We start from the raw sequence: 16,362 nt of genomic DNA, 5'->3' as shown, positions 1-16,362 counted from the left end.
AGGCCGCTGATTACTCAGCGGCCTTGTAGATAAGTTATTGCGCGCCTTGCTTGTCGATCAGCGCGGCCAGGGCTTCGTATTCTTCCGGCAGCAGGTCGGTCAGCGGCGTGCGCACCGGGCCGGCGTCGTAGCCAGCGATTTTCGCACCGGCCTTGACGATGCTCACCGCATAGCCCGCCTTGCGGTTGCGGATGTCCAGGTACGGCAGGAAAAAGTCGTCGATGATCTTGGCGACGGTGGCGTGATCGTCCTTGGCAATGGCGTGGTAGAAATCCATCGCGGTCTTCGGAATGAAGTTGAACACCGCCGAGGAGTACACCGGCACGCCCAGGGCCTTGTAGGCAGCGGCGTAAACCTCTGCAGTCGGCAGGCCGCCCAGGTAGCTGAAACGGTCACCGAGACGACGGCGAATCGACACCATCAACTCAATGTCGCCCAGGCCGTCTTTGTAGCCGATCAGGTTCGGGCAGCGCTCGGCCAGGCGTTCCAGCAAAGGTGCAGTCAGGCGGCAGACGTTGCGGTTGTAGACCACCACGCCGATTTTGACCGACTTGCACACTGCTTCGACGTGGGCGGCAACCCCGTCCTGGCTGGCTTCGGTCAGGTAGTGCGGCAGCAGCAGCAAGCCTTTGGCGCCAAGGCGCTCGGCTTCCTGGGCGTACTCGATGGCCTGGCGAGTCGAACCGCCCACACCCGCGAGGATCGGCACGCTGGTGGCGCAGGTATCAACGGCAGTCTTGACCACCTGGGAATATTCGCTGGCGGCGAGGGAGAAAAACTCACCGGTACCACCGGCGGCGAACAAGGCAGTGGCGCCGTACGGGGCCAGCCATTCCAGACGCTTGATGTAGCCCGCCTGGTGGAAGTCACCCTGGGCGTTGAAATCGGTCACCGGGAAAGACAGCAGACCGTGGGAGAGGATGGACTTCAGTTCTTGTGGATTCATTATTCGAACACCCTGGGCGAAGACTTTCGATGGAAAGGTTGTTGTTGGTTTTGATGATGTCGTACGTCATCGTACAACTATAAATAATTTCGTCAACTGCAATTCATCGCCATGGTGCACGTGCGGGTGGGCGACACCTCATGCAGAGGCGTTCTTGACGTAGGAATTTATTCCTCTATGATCGTAATAACTGTATATGCATACAGTTATTACGGAAGATTCCTACGACATAGCAAGGAGCTAACATGTCAGGTCCAGAACTCGCAGCACCCGAAAAGAACCCTCCTACCCTGCGCTTCGAAGGGGGTGAACACACCGCCATCGGCGACGACACCCTGTTGCGCTTTGCCAAGGACGCCCCGGCGATTCCTGCGCGACAGGTCGAGTTGCACCTGCCCAACGGGCTGGCCCTCACCTACGGCCAAGTGATCGCCCTGGGCGGCGACTTTTATGGCATTCCCGGCCAATCCATCAGCGACGGCGCCTCCCCCGCCGAGCGCATCCAGCGCTTTACCGCCGCGTTCAACTCCCTGGCCGTGTTGCCCGCTTCACGCGAGGAAGCGCACAAGATCCTCGCGGTCATGCAAAAGGAAATCAACGCGGTCAACCAGGCGATCAAGGACGGCAAGCAAGCCCATGAAGCCTATGACGCGCTGGGTGATACGTTGTCCGAGGAATGGAACCGCATCACCGGCGGCGGCAGTGCGGTGTCGGCGCTGATTCCCCTGGGGCGCTATTTGAAACTGGCGGCGGACAATGCCGATCACTTCGGCGAATGGGCACTCTCGGCGTACCTGGCAGGCCATACGGCCGCGCTGCAGCAAGCCGTCGTGGCGCATCAGACCGGCACCGACCAGGCGCTGGAACTGGCGTATGCGATGAACAGTTTTGCCGATCACTTCCTGACCGACCTGTTTTCCGCCGGGCACCTGCGTGTGCCGCGCAAACAGCTGGCCGCCGTGGTCACGCCGGGCGAGTTGGGTTCGCTGATCAGCCGCTTCATGCACGATGAAGACAGCAAGTTCGGCCTTAAGGTGCGCAACGCCATGGGCGACCAATGGCACGCCTATGGGGACAAGCGCTACTTCGACGCCATCGACGCGGACAATCGGCTGCAGGTCAAACGCGCGGTACAGGCCTCGGCCGATGAGATCTTCGCGACCTTTATCAGCGGCGTGGCACCCTCCCCAGCCACCTTCAAGGCGCCGCTGTATGTGCCGGACCTGAATGCCGCGCAGAACCCGGCGAACAACTTCTCGCCGCTGTTCAAGGTGGAGGGAGACAAGGTGCTGCGGCGCAAGGATGTGAATGACCTGAACGACAGGCATTGGACCAATGATTGGTGGGGATGGAGTACGTACCTGCTGCTCAAGGACTACAAGCCCAACCAGCCCGCAAGCTAAGGACACGCATTGCTCCAGACAATGGAGATCAAATGTGCGAGCTGGCTTGCCAGCGATGGCGGAGTGTCAGTCAAACCTCACTGGCTGATACTCCGCTGGCGCCGGCAAGCCGGCACCTACAGGACCCTTCAGCCGCGCTGCGCTTCTGCCTCTTCGTGGGCATGGCGCAGCCGCTCACGGCTATTGGTCAGGTGCAAGCGCATGGCCGCCCGCGCCGCGTCCGAATCCTGGCGAGCAATCGCCTCATAAATCTCTTCGTGCTCGCGACTCAGGCGACTCATGTAGTGCTGCTGGTCATCGTGGGCCAGGCGCGCCGAATTCAGGCGGGTACGCGGAATGATGCTGGTGCCCAGGTGGGTCATGATGTCGGTGAAATAGCGGTTGCCGGTGGACAACGCGATTTCCAGGTGGAAGGCGAAGTCTGAGGCAACCGCATCGCCGGCGTGCGCGGCGCTTTCATTCAGGGCGTCGAGGGCGGCGCGCATGGCTGCCAGTTGCTCGTCGCTGCGGCGCAATGCGGCCAGGCCAGCGGATTCGACTTCCAGGCTGATACGCAACTCGAGAATCGCCAGCACATCACGCAGGGTCACCACCGTGGCCGGATCGATGCGAAAGCCGCTCGGGCTTGGCGTATCGAGCACGAAGGTGCCGATGCCATGCCGGGTTTCCACCTGCCCCGCCGCCTGCAAGCGCGAGATGGCCTCGCGCACCACGGTACGGCTGACACCATGGGCGTCCATGATGGCCGACTCGGTGGGCAGTTTGTCACCGCGCTTGAGTTGCCCGTCACGGATCTGCTCGGACAACACCGTGACCAATTCCTGGGCAAGGCTGCGACGCTTGCGGGGAAGACGAGGGGCGGTGTTGGCGTTTTCCATGATGGATCATCTTTCTCGGTGAACTTGAGCACGCATCATAGCCCATGGCGGTTGTACGATCACCGTCCTGTCACGACTTTCATCCATATCCTGCGCGCAAAAAAATGCCCCGACACAGGTCGAGGCATTTTCCCGGCTCATCCGAAGATGAAAGCCGCTTACTTCACCACTTTCAGGCTCGGCCGACCGCTTGGACGCGGTGGCTCGGCATCCGGTGGCGGCACATCATCACCGTCTTCGCTTTCGATCGCTTCGTCATCCTCGAAAGGCGACTCCAGATCGAACACCATGCCTTGGCCATTTTCCCGGGCATAGATCCCGAGGATGGCGCCAATCGGCACGAACAGCGTGTGCGGCACACCGCCGAAACGCCCTTCGAAACTGACCGCTTCATTGTCCATGTGCAGGTGGCGCACGGCACTCGGTGATACGTTCAGCACAATCTGTCCATCACTGGCAAAACCCTGCGGTACCTGAACCGCAGGAAATTCGGAATTGACCAGCATGTGCGGGGTGCAATCATTGTCCACAATCCACTCATAGAGCGCGCGGACCAGGTAGGGTCGACTGGAGTTCATCAGCGGCTCCTTAAGCCTTAGCGCATATCGCGTTCGACACCAGACAGACTCGCCTGGAAAGCCTCACGCGCAAACTGGCGCTCCATGTAATCAAGCAACGGCTTGGCCGGCCGTGGCAGTTCAATGCCCAGGATCGGCAAGCGCCAGAGTATGGGTAATAGGCAGCAATCCACCAGGCTTTGTTCCTCGCTGAGGAAAAAAGGTTTGTCGGCGAACAGCGGCGAAACACCGGTCAGGCTCTCACGCAATTCCTTGCGTGCCTGCACCCGAGCGGCTTCTTTGCTACGTGTATCCAGGATCACATCCACCAGCCCGCACCAGTCACGCTGGATCCGATGGATCAGCAGGCGGCTGTTGGCACGCGCTACCGGGTACACCGGCAGCAAAGGCGGATGAGGGTAACGCTCATCCAGATATTCCATCACCACAGTCGACTCCCACAACGCCAGGTCACGATCGACCAGGGTGGGCAAGCTGCCGTAAGGGTTCACTTCGATCAGTTTCGGCGGCTGACGGCCCGCCTCCACACTGATGATCTCGGCGCTGACACCCTTCTCTGCGAGCACGATACGTACTCGGTGGGAATAGTGGTCGGCGGGGTCGGAGTAACAGGCCAACCGGTTGGTCACGCCCATGGCGGTCCTCCTCGCTTGTTGAAATTATCGAAAGCTCAAAAACGAGCGCGCCCAGGGAGCATCTCTGTAGTGGGAGTTACCCGATCACTACGTGTTCAGAGATGCCGCTGGGCGCGCAAGATTAACAGCAATTGCTTACGGTTGGATCAATGCACATCCTTCCAGTATTCGCGTTTGAGCAGATAGGCGAATACGAAGAAGAAGGCCAGGTACAACAATACATAGGTACCAATGCGCTGGTGCTGCAGTTTGACCGGGTTGGCCGAGTAGGCCAGGAAGGTCACGAGATTCTTGACCTTCTCGTCGAACTGCTCGTCAGTCAGTGCACCGGGGGTGTCTATCTTCAGTTGATCGCACGCCTCATGCGTCAGCGGCGTGCCGGTCAACGGATCGTATTGCTTCTTGCCGTCTTCAACGACCTGGACCTGCTTGCATCCTACCACTTGCTTGCCTTGCAGGCTGACCAGAACGTTAGGCATACCGACGTTCGGGAATACCCGGTTGTTCACGCCCCAAGGGCGCGTCGGGTCTTCATAGAACGATTTCAGGTAGCCGTAGAGCCAGTCGGTGCCACGAACCCGCGCCACCAGGGTCAGGTCAGGCGGTGCAGCACCGAACCAGGCCTTGGCGTCTGCAGGCTGCATGCCGATGTTCATGTGGTCGCCGATCTTGGCGCCGGTGAACACCAGTTTTTCCAGCATCACTTCATGGGGAATCCCCAAGTCATCGGCAACACGCTCATAGCGCTGGAACTTGGCGCTGTGGCAGCCCATGCAATAGTTGGCAAACGTACGGGCGCCGTCTTGCATGGCGGCTTTGTCCGAGACGTCGATATCGACCGATTCCAGCTCCGGACCGCCGTGCTCGGCAGCGAAGGACAGTAGCGGCAGGGCCGCAAGCATCAATGCAACGAATAACTTTTTCATCAGCCAGTCACCCTTTCCGGAACCGGTTTGGTCTTCTCGAGCCGGGTGTAGAACGGCATCAGAATGAAGTAGGCGAAGTACAGGAAGGTGCAGACCTGCGACAGCAACGTCAGCTGCGGTGTCGGCGCCTTGACGCCCGTCCAGCCCAGCAGCACGAAGCAGATGCAGAACACCCATAGCCAGATCTTGCTCAGCCAGCCCTTGTAGCGCATGGACTTGACCGGACTACGGTCGAGCCAGGGCAGCACGAACAACAGCGCGATCGACGCCCCCATGGCAACCACACCCATGAGCTTGTCGGGGATCGCCCGCAAAATGGCGTAGAACGGCGTGAAGTACCAGACCGGTGCAATGTGCTCCGGCGTCTTGAACGCGTTGGCCTGTTCGAAGTTGGGTTTTTCGAGGAAATACCCGCCCATTTCCGGGAAGAAGAACACGATGGAGCAGAAGATGAAGAGGAACACCACCACACCGACGATATCTTTCACGGTGTAGTACGGGTGGAAGGGAATGCCGTCCAGCGGTACGCCGTTTTCGTCTTTATGCTTCTTGATGTCCACACCGTCCGGGTTGTTCGAACCCACTTCGTGCAGCGCCAGGATATGCAGCACGACCAGGCCGAGAATCACGATCGGCAGGGCCACGACGTGCAAGGCGAAGAAGCGGTTCAAGGTGATGCCGGAGATCAGGTAGTCACCCCGGATCCACTGCGTCAGGTCGTTGCCGATCACCGGGATCGCACCGAACAGCGAGATGATCACCTGGGCACCCCAGTACGACATCTGGCCCCATGGCAGCAGGTAGCCCATGAAGGCCTCGGCCATCAGCGCCAGGTAGATCAGCATGCCGAACACCCACACCAGCTCACGAGGCTTCTGGTACGAACCGTAGAGCAAGCCACGGAACATGTGCAGGTAGACCACGATGAAGAACGCCGACGCGCCAGTGGAGTGCAGCAGGCGCAGGATCGAGCCGTACTCGACATCGCGCATGATGCCTTCAACGGAGGCGAAGGCTTCTTCGGCTGACGGCGTGTAGCTCATCGTCAGCCAGACACCGGTGACCAGTTGGTTGACCAGTACCAGCAGGGCCAGGGAGCCGAAGAAGTAGAAGAAGTTGAAGTTTTTCGGAGCGTAATATTTGCTGAGATGGTCTTCCCACATCTTGGTGGCAGGAAAACGCGCATCCACCCAATCCATGAACTTGCTCATCAGGCTTTCTCCCCCTCGTCGACGCCAATGACAATGATGCTGTCAGTCTCGTAGTGATGTGGCGGAACTGGCAGGTTCAGTGGTGCGGGTTGTGACTTGTAGACGCGGCCAGCGAGGTCATAGTGAGAACCGTGGCAGGGGCAGAAATAGCCGCCGACCCAGTCCTTCCCCAGATCCGCAGGCGCAACTTCCGGGCGGAAGGTGGGGGAGCAACCCAAGTGGGTGCAGATACCGATCAGCAGCAGAATCTCAGGCTTGATCGAACGCATTTCCTTATCGACGTAGGCGGGCTGGTCGGAATTCTTCGAATCGGGATCAGACAAGCGATCTTCGATTTTCTTCAGATTCCCCAGGATCTCCTCAGTACGACGAACAATGAAGACCGGCTGACCGCGCCACTCAGCAATCATCTGCTGGCCTGGGTCGATCTTGCTGACATTCACTTTCACCGGTGCACCTGCGGCTTTCGCCTTGGCACTGGGAAACCATGACCCCACGAACGGGACCGCAGCCCCCACCGCTCCTGCAGCACCCACCACGGATGTGGCTGCTACCAAGAAGCGACGCCGGCCTGCATTCACGCCGTCATTGCTCATTCAGTCCTCTCCCATCAGCTTTTTGGCCTGTTAAATCAGGCGTCTACTAAGTGTTGAATCTTTACTTATAAAAATTTTGCCGAATGGTAATGAAAAGCCCCACGTATGACAAGGGAATTGCCCGGGCCTCCGCCTCCAGGCCTTGTAGTATAGGGGGTCTACGGATGTGGCAAGTTGTCACGCGCAAATTTGTGCATAAATCGCAGGCAATAAAAAACGCCCAGCTCCGTGAGGAGGCTGGGCGTTTTTGTGGAACGTAAAGCGAATTAACGCTTCGAGTACTGCGGACGCTTACGCGCTTTACGCAGACCGACTTTCTTACGTTCAACTTCACGGGCATCGCGAGTTACGAAGCCAGCTTTGCGCAGAGCGCCACGCAGGGTTTCGTCGTACTGCATCAGAGCGCGAGTGATACCGTGGCGGATTGCGCCAGCTTGACCACTTACACCGCCACCGATAACGGTGACGTAGATGTCGAACTTTTCAACGGTCTCGGTCAGTTCCAGCGGCTGACGAACTACCATGCGGGCAGTTTCGCGGCCGAAGAAGTTGTCCAGGGAGCGGTTGTTGATCGAGATGTTACCAGTGCCCGGACGCAGGAAAACGCGTGCGGTTGCGGTTTTGCGACGGCCAGTGCCGTAATTTTGAGTCGCCGACATAATGAACTATTCCGTTAAAACTTCAGTTCTTGGGGCTGCTGAGCAGCATGAGGGTGTACAGCGCCCGCATAGACTTTCAGCTTGCGAAACATATCGCGACCCAGTGGGCCCTTCGGCAGCATGCCTTTGACCGCGATTTCGATCGGGGCTTCAGGCTTCTTGGAAATCAGGCCTTCAAAGTTGGAAGACTTGATACCGCCTGGGAAACCGGAGTGACGGTAGTACATTTTGTCTTGCGCTTTGTTGCCGGTAACACGAACCTGCTCAGCGTTGATGATCACGATGTAGTCACCGGTGTCAACGTGAGGGGTGTACTCAGGCTTGTGCTTGCCACGCAGACGGCTGGCGACTTCAGTGGCCAGACGACCCAGGGTCTGACCAGCGGCGTCGACGACAAACCAGTCGCGCTGAACTGTTTCCGGTTTTGCAGTAAAAGTTGTCATTCTTTAATAGCCTCAGGGGCCGCCCTGTAAATTAGACGGCGGATCTTACTGAATAGTGCGTACTTTGACAAGTCAAAGGCAGCCGGATACAGACGCTATCGGGGGCTCGGGTCGGCGCGTCCGTTCAACGGCAAGATTCTTCGGCAGGCGGCGCATCACTTCCACTGCAGAAAGAGGTGGGCAATTATGCAGATTGCGAAAAAAAATTCAACCTGCTTTTATGATTGTTTTCCCCGAAGGAGTACCCGATGGATTATCGACAGCTGGGCCGCACCGACCTGAACGTGAGCGCGATCGCCTTGGGCACCATGACCTGGGGTGAGCAGAACAGCGAGGCAGAGGCCTTCGCTCAGATCGAACGGGCCAAGGCCGCGGGGATCAACTTCCTCGACACGGCGGAAATGTACCCGGTACCGCCCAAGGCCGACACCTATGCCACCACCGAGCGTTATATCGGTAATTACTTCAAGAGCCGCGGCGACCGTGCCGACTGGGTGCTCGCCAGCAAGATCGCCGGCCCCGGCAACACCATCGACTACATTCGCGACGGCCACCTGCGCCACAACCGCAAGCACATCGTCGAGGCTCTCGACGCCAGCCTCAAGCGCCTGCAAACCGACTGGATCGACCTCTACCAGTTGCACTGGCCGGAGCGCAGCACCAACTTCTTCGGCCAACTGAGCTACAAGCACAAGGATGAGGACGACCTCACCCCGCTGGAGGAAACCCTCGAAGCGCTGGACGAGCAAGTGAAGGCCGGCAAGATCCGCCACATCGGCCTGTCCAATGAAACGCCATGGGGCACCATGAAATTCCTCGCCCTGGCCGAAGCCCGTGGCTGGACCCGCGCGGTGTCGATCCAGAACCCCTACAACCTGCTCAACCGCAGCTTTGAAGTGGGCCTGGCGGAAGTCGCGATCCGCGAACAGTGCGGCCTGCTCGCCTACTCGCCCCTGGCGTTCGGCATGCTCAGCGGCAAATACGAAAATGGCGCACGCCCGGCCAAGGCGCGCCTGACGGAATACAGCCGCTTCAGCCGCTACTTCAACCCGCAGTCGGAAGCAGCGTGCAGCCGCTACGTGGCACTGGCGCGCGAGCATGGCCTGGACCCGGCGCAGATGGCCCTGGCGTTTGTGACACAGCAGCCGTTCGTGACCAGCAACATCATTGGCGCGACAAGTCTGGAGCAACTGGACAGCAACATTGCCAGTGCCGACCTGAAGCTGTCGAAGGAAGTGCTGGAAGGGATCGAGGCGATTCAGAAGGATCATCCGAACCCTGCCCCTTGATTAATTAACCAGCCCGACACCGCCCCCGTGGCGAGCGGGCTTGCCCCGCGTTGGGCTGCGCAGCAGCCCCAAAACCTCATCCCTCAATCCTTCTGAAGGAAAAAGGGGATGGGCGGGATCAGGGCTGCTGCGCACCCCAACGCGGGACAAGCCCGCTCGCCACAACAGCCCAGCGTTCCGTGGTCAAAGTGCGCGCGCAATAATCTCCTTCATGATCTCATTGGTCCCCGCGTAAATCCGCTGCACCCGCGCATCTGCCCAGGCCCGGGCAATCGGGTATTCCCACATGAAACCGTAGCCGCCGTGCAACTGCACGCATTCGTCGAGCACCTTGCATTGCAGGTCCGTGGCCCAGTACTTGGCCATCGCGGCGGTGGGCACGTCCAGCTTGCCTTCCAGGTGCAGCGCCAGGCACTTATCGACGAACACGCGGCCGATCTGAATCTCGGTAGCCATCTCCGCCAACTTGAACCGCGTGTTCTGGAAGTCGGCGATGGCCTTGCCGAACGCCTTGCGCTCACGGGTGTATTCCAGCGTCCACTGCAACGCCGCCTCGGCGGACGACAGCGCGCCAATTGCCACGGTCAGGCGCTCCTGGGGCAACTCCTGCATCAGGTACGCGAAGCCCATGCCTGCTTGCCCGAGCAGATTCTCCTTGGGCACGCGCACGTCCTGGAAGAACAGCTCCGAGGTGTCCTGGGCCTTCATGCCGACCTTCTCCAGGCGCTTGCCCTTGTCGAAGCCCGGCGTGTCGGCTTCCACCAGGAACAGGCTGGTGCCCTTGGCGCCGGCCTTGGGATCGGTCTTGGCGACCACGATCACCAGCTCGGCAAGAAAGCCATTGGTGATAAAGGTCTTGGAGCCATTGATCACATACTCATCGCCATCCAGCACGGCCGTGGTCTTGACGCCTTGCAGGTCGGAGCCGGCACCGGGCTCAGTCATGGCAATTGCGGTGACCATTTCGCCGGAGATCAATTTAGGCAGGTACTTGTGCTTCAGCGCCTCACTGCCGTAATGCAGGATGTACGGCGCGACAATGTCCGAATGCAGGGAAAACCCGATGCCGGTGAGCCCGAGCCGGCTGATCTCCTCGATCACCACCGCGCTGTAGAGAAAATCCGCCCCCAGGCCGCCGTACTCCTCCGGCAGATGGGAGCACAGCATCCCCGCCTCCCCCGCCTTGCTCCACAGGGCACGGTCGATGTAGCCCTGTTTCTCCCATTGCCCGTGAAACGGTGCGGCGTCTTTTTCAAGGAAGGTGCGCACGCTCTCGCGAAAGAGTTCGTGCTCCGGGCTGAACAAGGTTCTGGGGATCATGGGTCACCTGCTGGGATTGTCGGACAAGAACGAGCCCACAGAGCCTATGCCGCGAAGGCATCACAGGACACTGGACACATGCGACAAAAAATAAGACGATCCAGCCGTCTGGTGACCACTTTCCCCTATAAGAATAAATGAAATTATGTCTAACCAAATCTCCACGCCGTTGCGGCGCGTCAGCATTTTGGCCATTGATCGGGTATTCGCTTCAACCCTCATGCAAGCCAAGGATTTCTTCCACCTCGCCAGCCTGCGGTATGGCAAACAGCAAGGCCTGGGCCTGACCCCGGCATTCGAAACGCGCCTGGTCAGCCCCGACGGGCAGTCGGTGCGCAGCTTCAGTGATGTGATCATGCCGGTGGACGGCGGCCTCGAAGACGCCGACATCATTGTGTTGCCGGCCTTCTGGGATGACTTCGACGCCCTGTGCACGCGCTACCCGCAAGTGCTGCCCTGGCTACGCGAACAACACGCCCGTGGCGCCGTCCTCTGCGGCGAAGCCACCGGGGTGTTCTGGCTGGCCGAAGCCGGCCTGCTCGATGGCAAGGAGGCGACCACCTATTGGCGTTTCTTCAATGCCTTCGGCGAACGCTTCCCCAAGGTCCAGCTCAACCAGGACAAGCACCTCACCGACGCCGACAACCTGTACTGCGCCGGCGGCACCACCTCGGCGTGCGATCTTTATATCTACCTGATCGAGCGCTTCTGCGGTGCCAACATCGCCCAGGCCGTGGCCCGCGATATTCTCTACGAAGTGCAGCGCAGTTACTCGCCTGGGCGCATCGGGTTTGGGGGGCAGAAGCTGCACCAGGACGTGATCATCCTGCAGATCCAGCATTGGCTCGAAGAGCATTTCGCCGACAAGTTCCGCTTCGAAGACGTCGCCCGGGAACACGGCATGAGCATCCGCAACTTCATGCGCCGCTTCCAGACCGCCACCGGTGACAAGCCCCTGCATTACCTGCAGCGGCTGCGCATCGAAACCGCCAAGGGCCTGCTCTCGGCCAGCCGCAAGAGCATCAAGACCATCAGTTATGAGGTGGGTTACGACGATGCAAGTTTCTTTGCGCGGCTGTTCAGGCAGCACACGGAGCTGTCGCCCAACCAGTACCGCCAGCAGTTCCAGCAGGCCGCATAACCAAGGCTAAACGCGGTAGAAATTGTGGGAGCGGGCTTGCTCGCGAATGCGGAGTGTCAGCCGAAACATTCGTCACTGATACACCGCATTCGCGAGCAAGCCCGCTCCCACCTCTGATCTGCGCTGTGCGGGACACCCCCATAAAAAAAGGCCCGCATCGCTGCAGGCCTTTTTTATTTCGGGCACATCGACTACGGCTTGTGGCCGCGTGACAGGAACTCGTGGGACTGCATTTCCAGCAAGCGGCTCAGCGTGCGCTGGAACTCGAAGTTCAAGCGGCCGCCGGTATACAGGTCCTTGAGCTCGACTTCCGCCGAGATGATCAACTTGACGTTGCGGTCATAGAACTCGTCGACCATGTTGATGAAACGGCGCGCAATGTCGTCGGTGGTGACGCCCATCTGCTCGACGCCGCTCAAGATCACCGCGTGGAAGATCTTGCCCAGCTCGATGTAGTCGTTCTGGCTGCGCGGGCCGTCGCACAGTTGACGGAACTCGAACCAGGCCACGTCATCGCAGGTGCGCAACGCGATGATTTCGCGGTTCTCGATCATCAACTTGTCGTTTTCCACCGCCTTCGTGCATTCCGGCGTCAGCGCGCGGAAGCTTTTCTTCAGGCTGTCATGCGCCGCTTCGTTCAGCGGGAAGTGGAACAACTCCGCTTGCTCGAGGTGACGCAGACGGTAGTCGACGCCGCTGTCGACGTTGACGATCTCGGTGTTCTGCTTGATCAGCGCGATGGCCGGCAGGAAGCGCGCACGCTGCAGGCCGTCCTTGTACAAGCCGTCGGGCACGATGTTGGAGGTGGCGACCAGGGTCACGCCATTCTTGAACAGCTCTTCCATCAGGGTGCCGAGGATCATGGCATCGGTGATGTCGGAGACGAAGAACTCATCGAAGCAGATCACCCGTGCTTCTTCGGAGAAGCGCTTGGCGATGATCGTCAGCGGGTTCTTCTCGCCCGGCAGGGTCTTCATCTCTTCGTGCACACGCTTCATGAAGCGGTGGAAGTGCGTGCGGACCTTTTCCTTGAACGGCAGCGCCTCGAAGAACGTATCGACCAGGTATGTCTTGCCCCGGCCGACGCCACCCCAGAAATACAGGCCCTTGACCGGCACGTGGTCTTTCTTGCCAAACAGCTTGCTGAACATCCCTGGTTTGCTCTGCGAGGCCGCGACCAGGTCGTCGTACAGGCGCTGCAAATGACGCACAGCATTTTCCTGGGCGGCGTCGTGGAAGAACTCAGGGCGTTTCAGATCAGCTTGATATCGTTCTAGGGGCGTCATAATTTCGTTAGCAAGGCAACAAAAACGGGCCGTCACTGTAACGACGGCCCTGGATAATGGCAATCAACCCTTGGTCGGGTTAATCCTCGATTGGGGTCAACGCCACGCGCAGCGCTTCAACGGCGGCATCGCGCGCCGTGCTGTCGGCGAACTCGGCGCTGTCAGCGACAGCAGCGCCGTCCAGCCATAAGCTGAAGCTCAGGGCCTCGGTGCGTACGTCCAGCGCGGTGCCACTTTGCAGTTGCTTGGTCACGGCGCCCGCCGCCTTGCCATCGGCAAAGTTGCGCGACAGCAGCAATTGCTCGCCATCGGCGGCCAACAGGCGGAAGCGGAAGCTGCCGTCGTCTTCACGAAAGCTTACGAAGCGCGCGGCTTTCGCGGGTTTTTTCTTGGTAGCGACCGGCGCGGCCGCCTGGTTGACGAACGAGCGCAGGCCAACCGCTTCGCGCAACTGGGCGAGGAACGGCGCAGCGACGGCACGGGCTTTCTTGGCGCCGACCAGCAGCAGGTCTTCCATGTCCGAAGGGCGCGACATCAGCTGGTGGTAACGCTCACGCGGCTCGGCCAATTGGCTGTCCAGCAGCTGGAACAGACGGTTCTTCGCCTCGCCCCAACCCAGCCCTTGCAGCAGCTCGGCGCGGAACTCTTCTTCCTGGGCCTTGGTTGCAAAGGCCTGGTACAGGGTGAACAGGTGCGAGTTGTCCGGGTCCTTGGCTTCGCCCGGCGCGCGGGAGTCAGTGACGATCCGCGAGATCGCGTCCTTCATGTCCTTGGCGCTGGTGAACAGCGGGATGGTGTTGTCGTAGCTTTTCGACATCTTGCGGCCATCCAGGCCCGGCAAGGTGGCGACGCTTTCTTCGATCAACGCCTCGGGCATGGTGAAGAACTCCTGACCGTTGCCGAACAGGTGGTTGAAGCGCTGGCCGATGTCGCGGGCCATTTCCACGTGCTGGATCTGGTCGCGGCCGACCGGCACCTTGTGCGCGTTGAACATCAGGATGTCCGCCGCCATCAGCACCGGGTAGCTGTACAGGCCCATGCTGATGCCCGCATCCGGGTCTTCGCCGGCTTCGACGTTCTTGTCCACCGAAGCCTTGTAGGCGTGGGCGCGGTTAAGCAGGCCCTTGGCGGCCACGCAGGTGAGCAGCCAGGTCAGCTCGGGAATTTCCGGGATATCGGACTGGCGATAGAACGTTACCCGGTTCACATCCAGGCCACCGGCCAGCCAGGTCGCGGCGATTTCCATGCGCGAGCGCTGGATGCGCTGCGGGTCATCGCACTTGATCAGGGCGTGGTAGTCGGCCAGGAAGTAGAAAGAGTCGGCATTGGCGTCCTGGCTGGCGAGAATCGCCGGGCGGATCGCACCGGCGTAGTTGCCCAGGTGCGGCGTGCCGGTGGTGGTGATGCCGGTGAGGATACGGGTACGAGTCGTCATGGGTAATCGCTTATCAGACTGCTATCAATTCGAGAGACGCGGCAGCACCAGATCCTTGAGATCGGTCAGCTTGCCGTGAAAAAAGTGTCCGCATTCTGCCACTTTCAGCAGCTCATGGGGGCGTTTCAGGGCGGCGGACCAGTCGTAGACGACTTGCGGGTCGACCACTTCGTCGGTTTCCGGCTGGATCAGGGTCAATGGGCAACCCTGCGGCAGCACGTCGGAATCGCGCAGGCGCATCACCGCCGCGGCGACCATGAACAGGTGCGCGAGCTTTTCGCCCTTGGCTTCCAGGCGACCACCCAGGCTGGCGGCCACGTAGCCACCGAAGGAAAAACCCAGCAGCGTGATCGGCAGGTCGGGGTGCTTTTCCCGTAGCCAGGTGGCGGCCGCTTCGGCATCGTCCACTTCACCGGTGGCCATGTCGTGGGTGCCGGCACTCGTGCCGACGCCACGATAATTGAAACGCAAAGTAATCAAACCGGCATCGCGGGCGGTGCGTTGCAGGGTCGATACAACTTTATTGAGCATGGTCCCGCCTTGCACCGGGTTAGGGTGGCAGATCAGCGCCAGGCCACGTGGCTCGGGGTGATCAAGGTACAGGGCTTCCAGTTGGCCTACCGGGCCATCGATCAAAACGGGGGTTTCACGCATGAGCAAGGAATGAACTCCGTGACCTCTCAAAGGGTCGACTCGTCTAGCTAAAAGTCTGTGCATGGCATCATTGCGAGCTTAATCGCGGTATACAGCGCAGGTCCGAGCCGTTAACGTAAAGCAAAGCCGTTTATAGAGGAAGGACTCGTGGAACACTCGCTCTTAGTTTGGTTGTTGCCGACTCTTGCCCTGGTTGCCGGTGTCGCCATTGGTTTCCTGGTTGCTCGCTTGCTGCCGAATGCCGCGCCTAACCGCACGCAGCGTCAGCTGGATGACATCCAGGAACGTTTTGACAGTTATCAGAACGAGGTTGTTACCCACTTCAACAGCACCGCGACCCTGGTCAAGAAGCTCACCCAGAGCTACCAGGAAGTACAGGATCACCTCGCCGATGGCGCCAACCGCCTGGCCCTCGACGACATCACCCGCCAGCGCCTGCTGGCCGCGCTGCATTCCGATGCACCGCAAGCTCCACGCGAGCGCCTGACCCCACCCCGGGAAAACCAGGAGCCGCCACGGGACTACGCGCCAAAAACGCCAAACGCCCCGGGCATGCTGGATGAGCATTACGGCTTGAAGAAGTAAGTCATTTTCAAGCACTGAAAAAGCCCGGCTGATCGATGATCAGCCGGGCTTTTTTGTGGGTGCCAAATCCACCAGGCAACCCCGCTCAACTGTGGGAGCCGGCTTGCCGGCGATGGCGGTGGGTCATTCAGCATCTGTGTCACTGACACACCGCATTCGCGGGCAAGCCCGCTCCCACATTTAGATTGAGCCCAGGCTCGGGAGAGGCGTTGCTGCTGCAGCAATTCGCTTTCGATCTACACATGCTGCCCTTGGGTGCCAAATCCATCAGGCAACCGCGCTCAACTGTGGGAGCTGGCTTGCCGGCGATGGCGGTGGGTCATTCAGCATCTGTGTCACTGACACACCGCATTCGCGGGCAAGCCCGCTCCCACATT

The 16,362-nt window shown here is 59.8% G+C and carries 17 protein-coding genes; 4 read left to right on the top strand and 13 right to left on the bottom strand.

Annotated elements, in window-relative coordinates; genetic code table 11:
- Positions 1-34: 34 nt before the first annotated feature.
- Positions 35-946 carry a 5-dehydro-4-deoxyglucarate dehydratase gene (kdgD, locus tag AC07OJ_RS23660; RefSeq protein WP_034102171.1) on the bottom strand — a complete coding sequence of 304 codons (912 nt, stop codon included), beginning with the start codon at positions 944-946 and terminating at the stop codon, positions 35-37.
- 245 nt (positions 947-1,191) lie between these two features.
- Here kdgD and AC07OJ_RS23655 point away from each other — a divergent pair, with 245 nt between their 5' ends.
- Positions 1,192-2,349, top strand: a complete 1,158-nt coding sequence (locus AC07OJ_RS23655; RefSeq protein ID WP_495095306.1) for a phospholipase — start codon at positions 1,192-1,194, stop codon at positions 2,347-2,349.
- A gap of 128 nt (positions 2,350-2,477) precedes the next feature.
- Here the strand turns inward: AC07OJ_RS23655 and AC07OJ_RS23650 are convergent, their stop codons facing one another.
- The 8 genes from AC07OJ_RS23650 to rplM form a co-directional block, all read right to left on the bottom strand.
- Complete coding sequence (locus AC07OJ_RS23650; RefSeq protein ID WP_025856285.1) at positions 2,478-3,227, bottom strand: FadR/GntR family transcriptional regulator; 750 nt, start codon at positions 3,225-3,227, stop codon at positions 2,478-2,480.
- Positions 3,228-3,385: 158 nt separating this feature from the next.
- Positions 3,386-3,805, bottom strand: coding sequence for a ClpXP protease specificity-enhancing factor (locus tag AC07OJ_RS23645; RefSeq protein ID WP_065900671.1), 420 nt, complete (start codon positions 3,803-3,805; stop codon positions 3,386-3,388).
- A gap of 17 nt (positions 3,806-3,822) precedes the next feature.
- Positions 3,823-4,440, bottom strand: a complete 618-nt coding sequence (locus tag AC07OJ_RS23640) for a glutathione S-transferase N-terminal domain-containing protein (RefSeq protein ID WP_010213164.1) — start codon at positions 4,438-4,440, stop codon at positions 3,823-3,825.
- Between the two features lie 146 nt (positions 4,441-4,586).
- A complete protein-coding gene (locus AC07OJ_RS23635) occupies positions 4,587-5,366 on the bottom strand; it encodes a cytochrome c1 (RefSeq protein ID WP_065900669.1) in 780 nt (259 codons plus the stop codon).
- Positions 5,366-6,577 (bottom strand): cytochrome b, encoded by a 1,212-nt coding sequence (locus AC07OJ_RS23630; protein WP_065900667.1) that lies wholly within the window; start codon positions 6,575-6,577, stop codon positions 5,366-5,368. The genes AC07OJ_RS23635 and AC07OJ_RS23630 overlap by 1 nt, the downstream gene beginning before the upstream one ends.
- On the bottom strand, positions 6,577-7,173 hold the full coding sequence (petA, locus tag AC07OJ_RS23625) for a ubiquinol-cytochrome c reductase iron-sulfur subunit (RefSeq protein ID WP_065900662.1): 597 nt from the start codon (positions 7,171-7,173) through the stop codon (positions 6,577-6,579). The genes AC07OJ_RS23630 and petA overlap by 1 nt, the downstream gene beginning before the upstream one ends.
- Before the next feature lie 266 nt (positions 7,174-7,439).
- Positions 7,440-7,832: a 30S ribosomal protein S9 gene (gene rpsI / locus AC07OJ_RS23620; RefSeq protein WP_002555064.1), complete on the bottom strand. Its 393-nt coding sequence runs from the start codon at positions 7,830-7,832 to the stop codon at positions 7,440-7,442.
- 14 nt (positions 7,833-7,846) lie between these two features.
- Positions 7,847-8,275, bottom strand: coding sequence for a 50S ribosomal protein L13 (rplM, locus tag AC07OJ_RS23615; RefSeq protein ID WP_003171742.1), 429 nt, complete (start codon positions 8,273-8,275; stop codon positions 7,847-7,849).
- A 248-nt stretch (positions 8,276-8,523) separates the two neighbouring features.
- On the opposite strand from rplM, the gene AC07OJ_RS23610 reads away from it, so the two are divergent.
- On the top strand, positions 8,524-9,564 hold the full coding sequence (locus AC07OJ_RS23610; RefSeq protein ID WP_101266500.1) for an NADP(H)-dependent aldo-keto reductase: 1,041 nt from the start codon (positions 8,524-8,526) through the stop codon (positions 9,562-9,564).
- A 183-nt stretch (positions 9,565-9,747) separates the two neighbouring features.
- Here AC07OJ_RS23610 and AC07OJ_RS23605 read toward each other — a convergent pair whose 3' ends face one another.
- Complete coding sequence (locus tag AC07OJ_RS23605; RefSeq protein ID WP_065900659.1) at positions 9,748-10,884, bottom strand: acyl-CoA dehydrogenase family protein; 1,137 nt, start codon at positions 10,882-10,884, stop codon at positions 9,748-9,750.
- Between the two features lie 220 nt (positions 10,885-11,104).
- Here AC07OJ_RS23605 and AC07OJ_RS23600 point away from each other — a divergent pair, with 220 nt between their 5' ends.
- Positions 11,105-12,025, top strand: a complete 921-nt coding sequence (locus AC07OJ_RS23600) for a GlxA family transcriptional regulator (protein ID WP_177343923.1) — start codon at positions 11,105-11,107, stop codon at positions 12,023-12,025.
- Positions 12,026-12,216: 191 nt separating this feature from the next.
- Here AC07OJ_RS23600 and zapE read toward each other — a convergent pair whose 3' ends face one another.
- The 3 genes from zapE to AC07OJ_RS23585 all read right to left on the bottom strand — a co-directional run bounded on the left by zapE (position 12,217) and on the right by AC07OJ_RS23585 (position 15,400).
- Positions 12,217-13,311, bottom strand: coding sequence for a cell division protein ZapE (gene zapE / locus AC07OJ_RS23595; RefSeq protein ID WP_065900657.1), 1,095 nt, complete (start codon positions 13,309-13,311; stop codon positions 12,217-12,219).
- 79 nt (positions 13,312-13,390) lie between these two features.
- Complete coding sequence (locus AC07OJ_RS23590) at positions 13,391-14,746, bottom strand: tryptophan--tRNA ligase (RefSeq protein WP_495095305.1); 1,356 nt, start codon at positions 14,744-14,746, stop codon at positions 13,391-13,393.
- Between the two features lie 24 nt (positions 14,747-14,770).
- Positions 14,771-15,400: an alpha/beta hydrolase gene (locus AC07OJ_RS23585; protein ID WP_495095304.1), complete on the bottom strand. Its 630-nt coding sequence runs from the start codon at positions 15,398-15,400 to the stop codon at positions 14,771-14,773.
- Positions 15,401-15,547: 147 nt separating this feature from the next.
- Here AC07OJ_RS23585 and AC07OJ_RS23580 point away from each other — a divergent pair, with 147 nt between their 5' ends.
- The gene (locus tag AC07OJ_RS23580; RefSeq protein ID WP_017138275.1) at positions 15,548-15,985 is read left to right on the top strand and encodes a Z-ring associated ZapG family protein; all 438 of its coding nucleotides are present in this window, start codon (positions 15,548-15,550) and stop codon (positions 15,983-15,985) included.
- Positions 15,986-16,362: the final 377 nt, after the last annotated feature.

This window comes from Pseudomonas sp. GW821-FHT09C08 (assembly GCF_059418125.1).
This window is presented reverse-complemented; position numbering and strand designations above follow the sequence as displayed.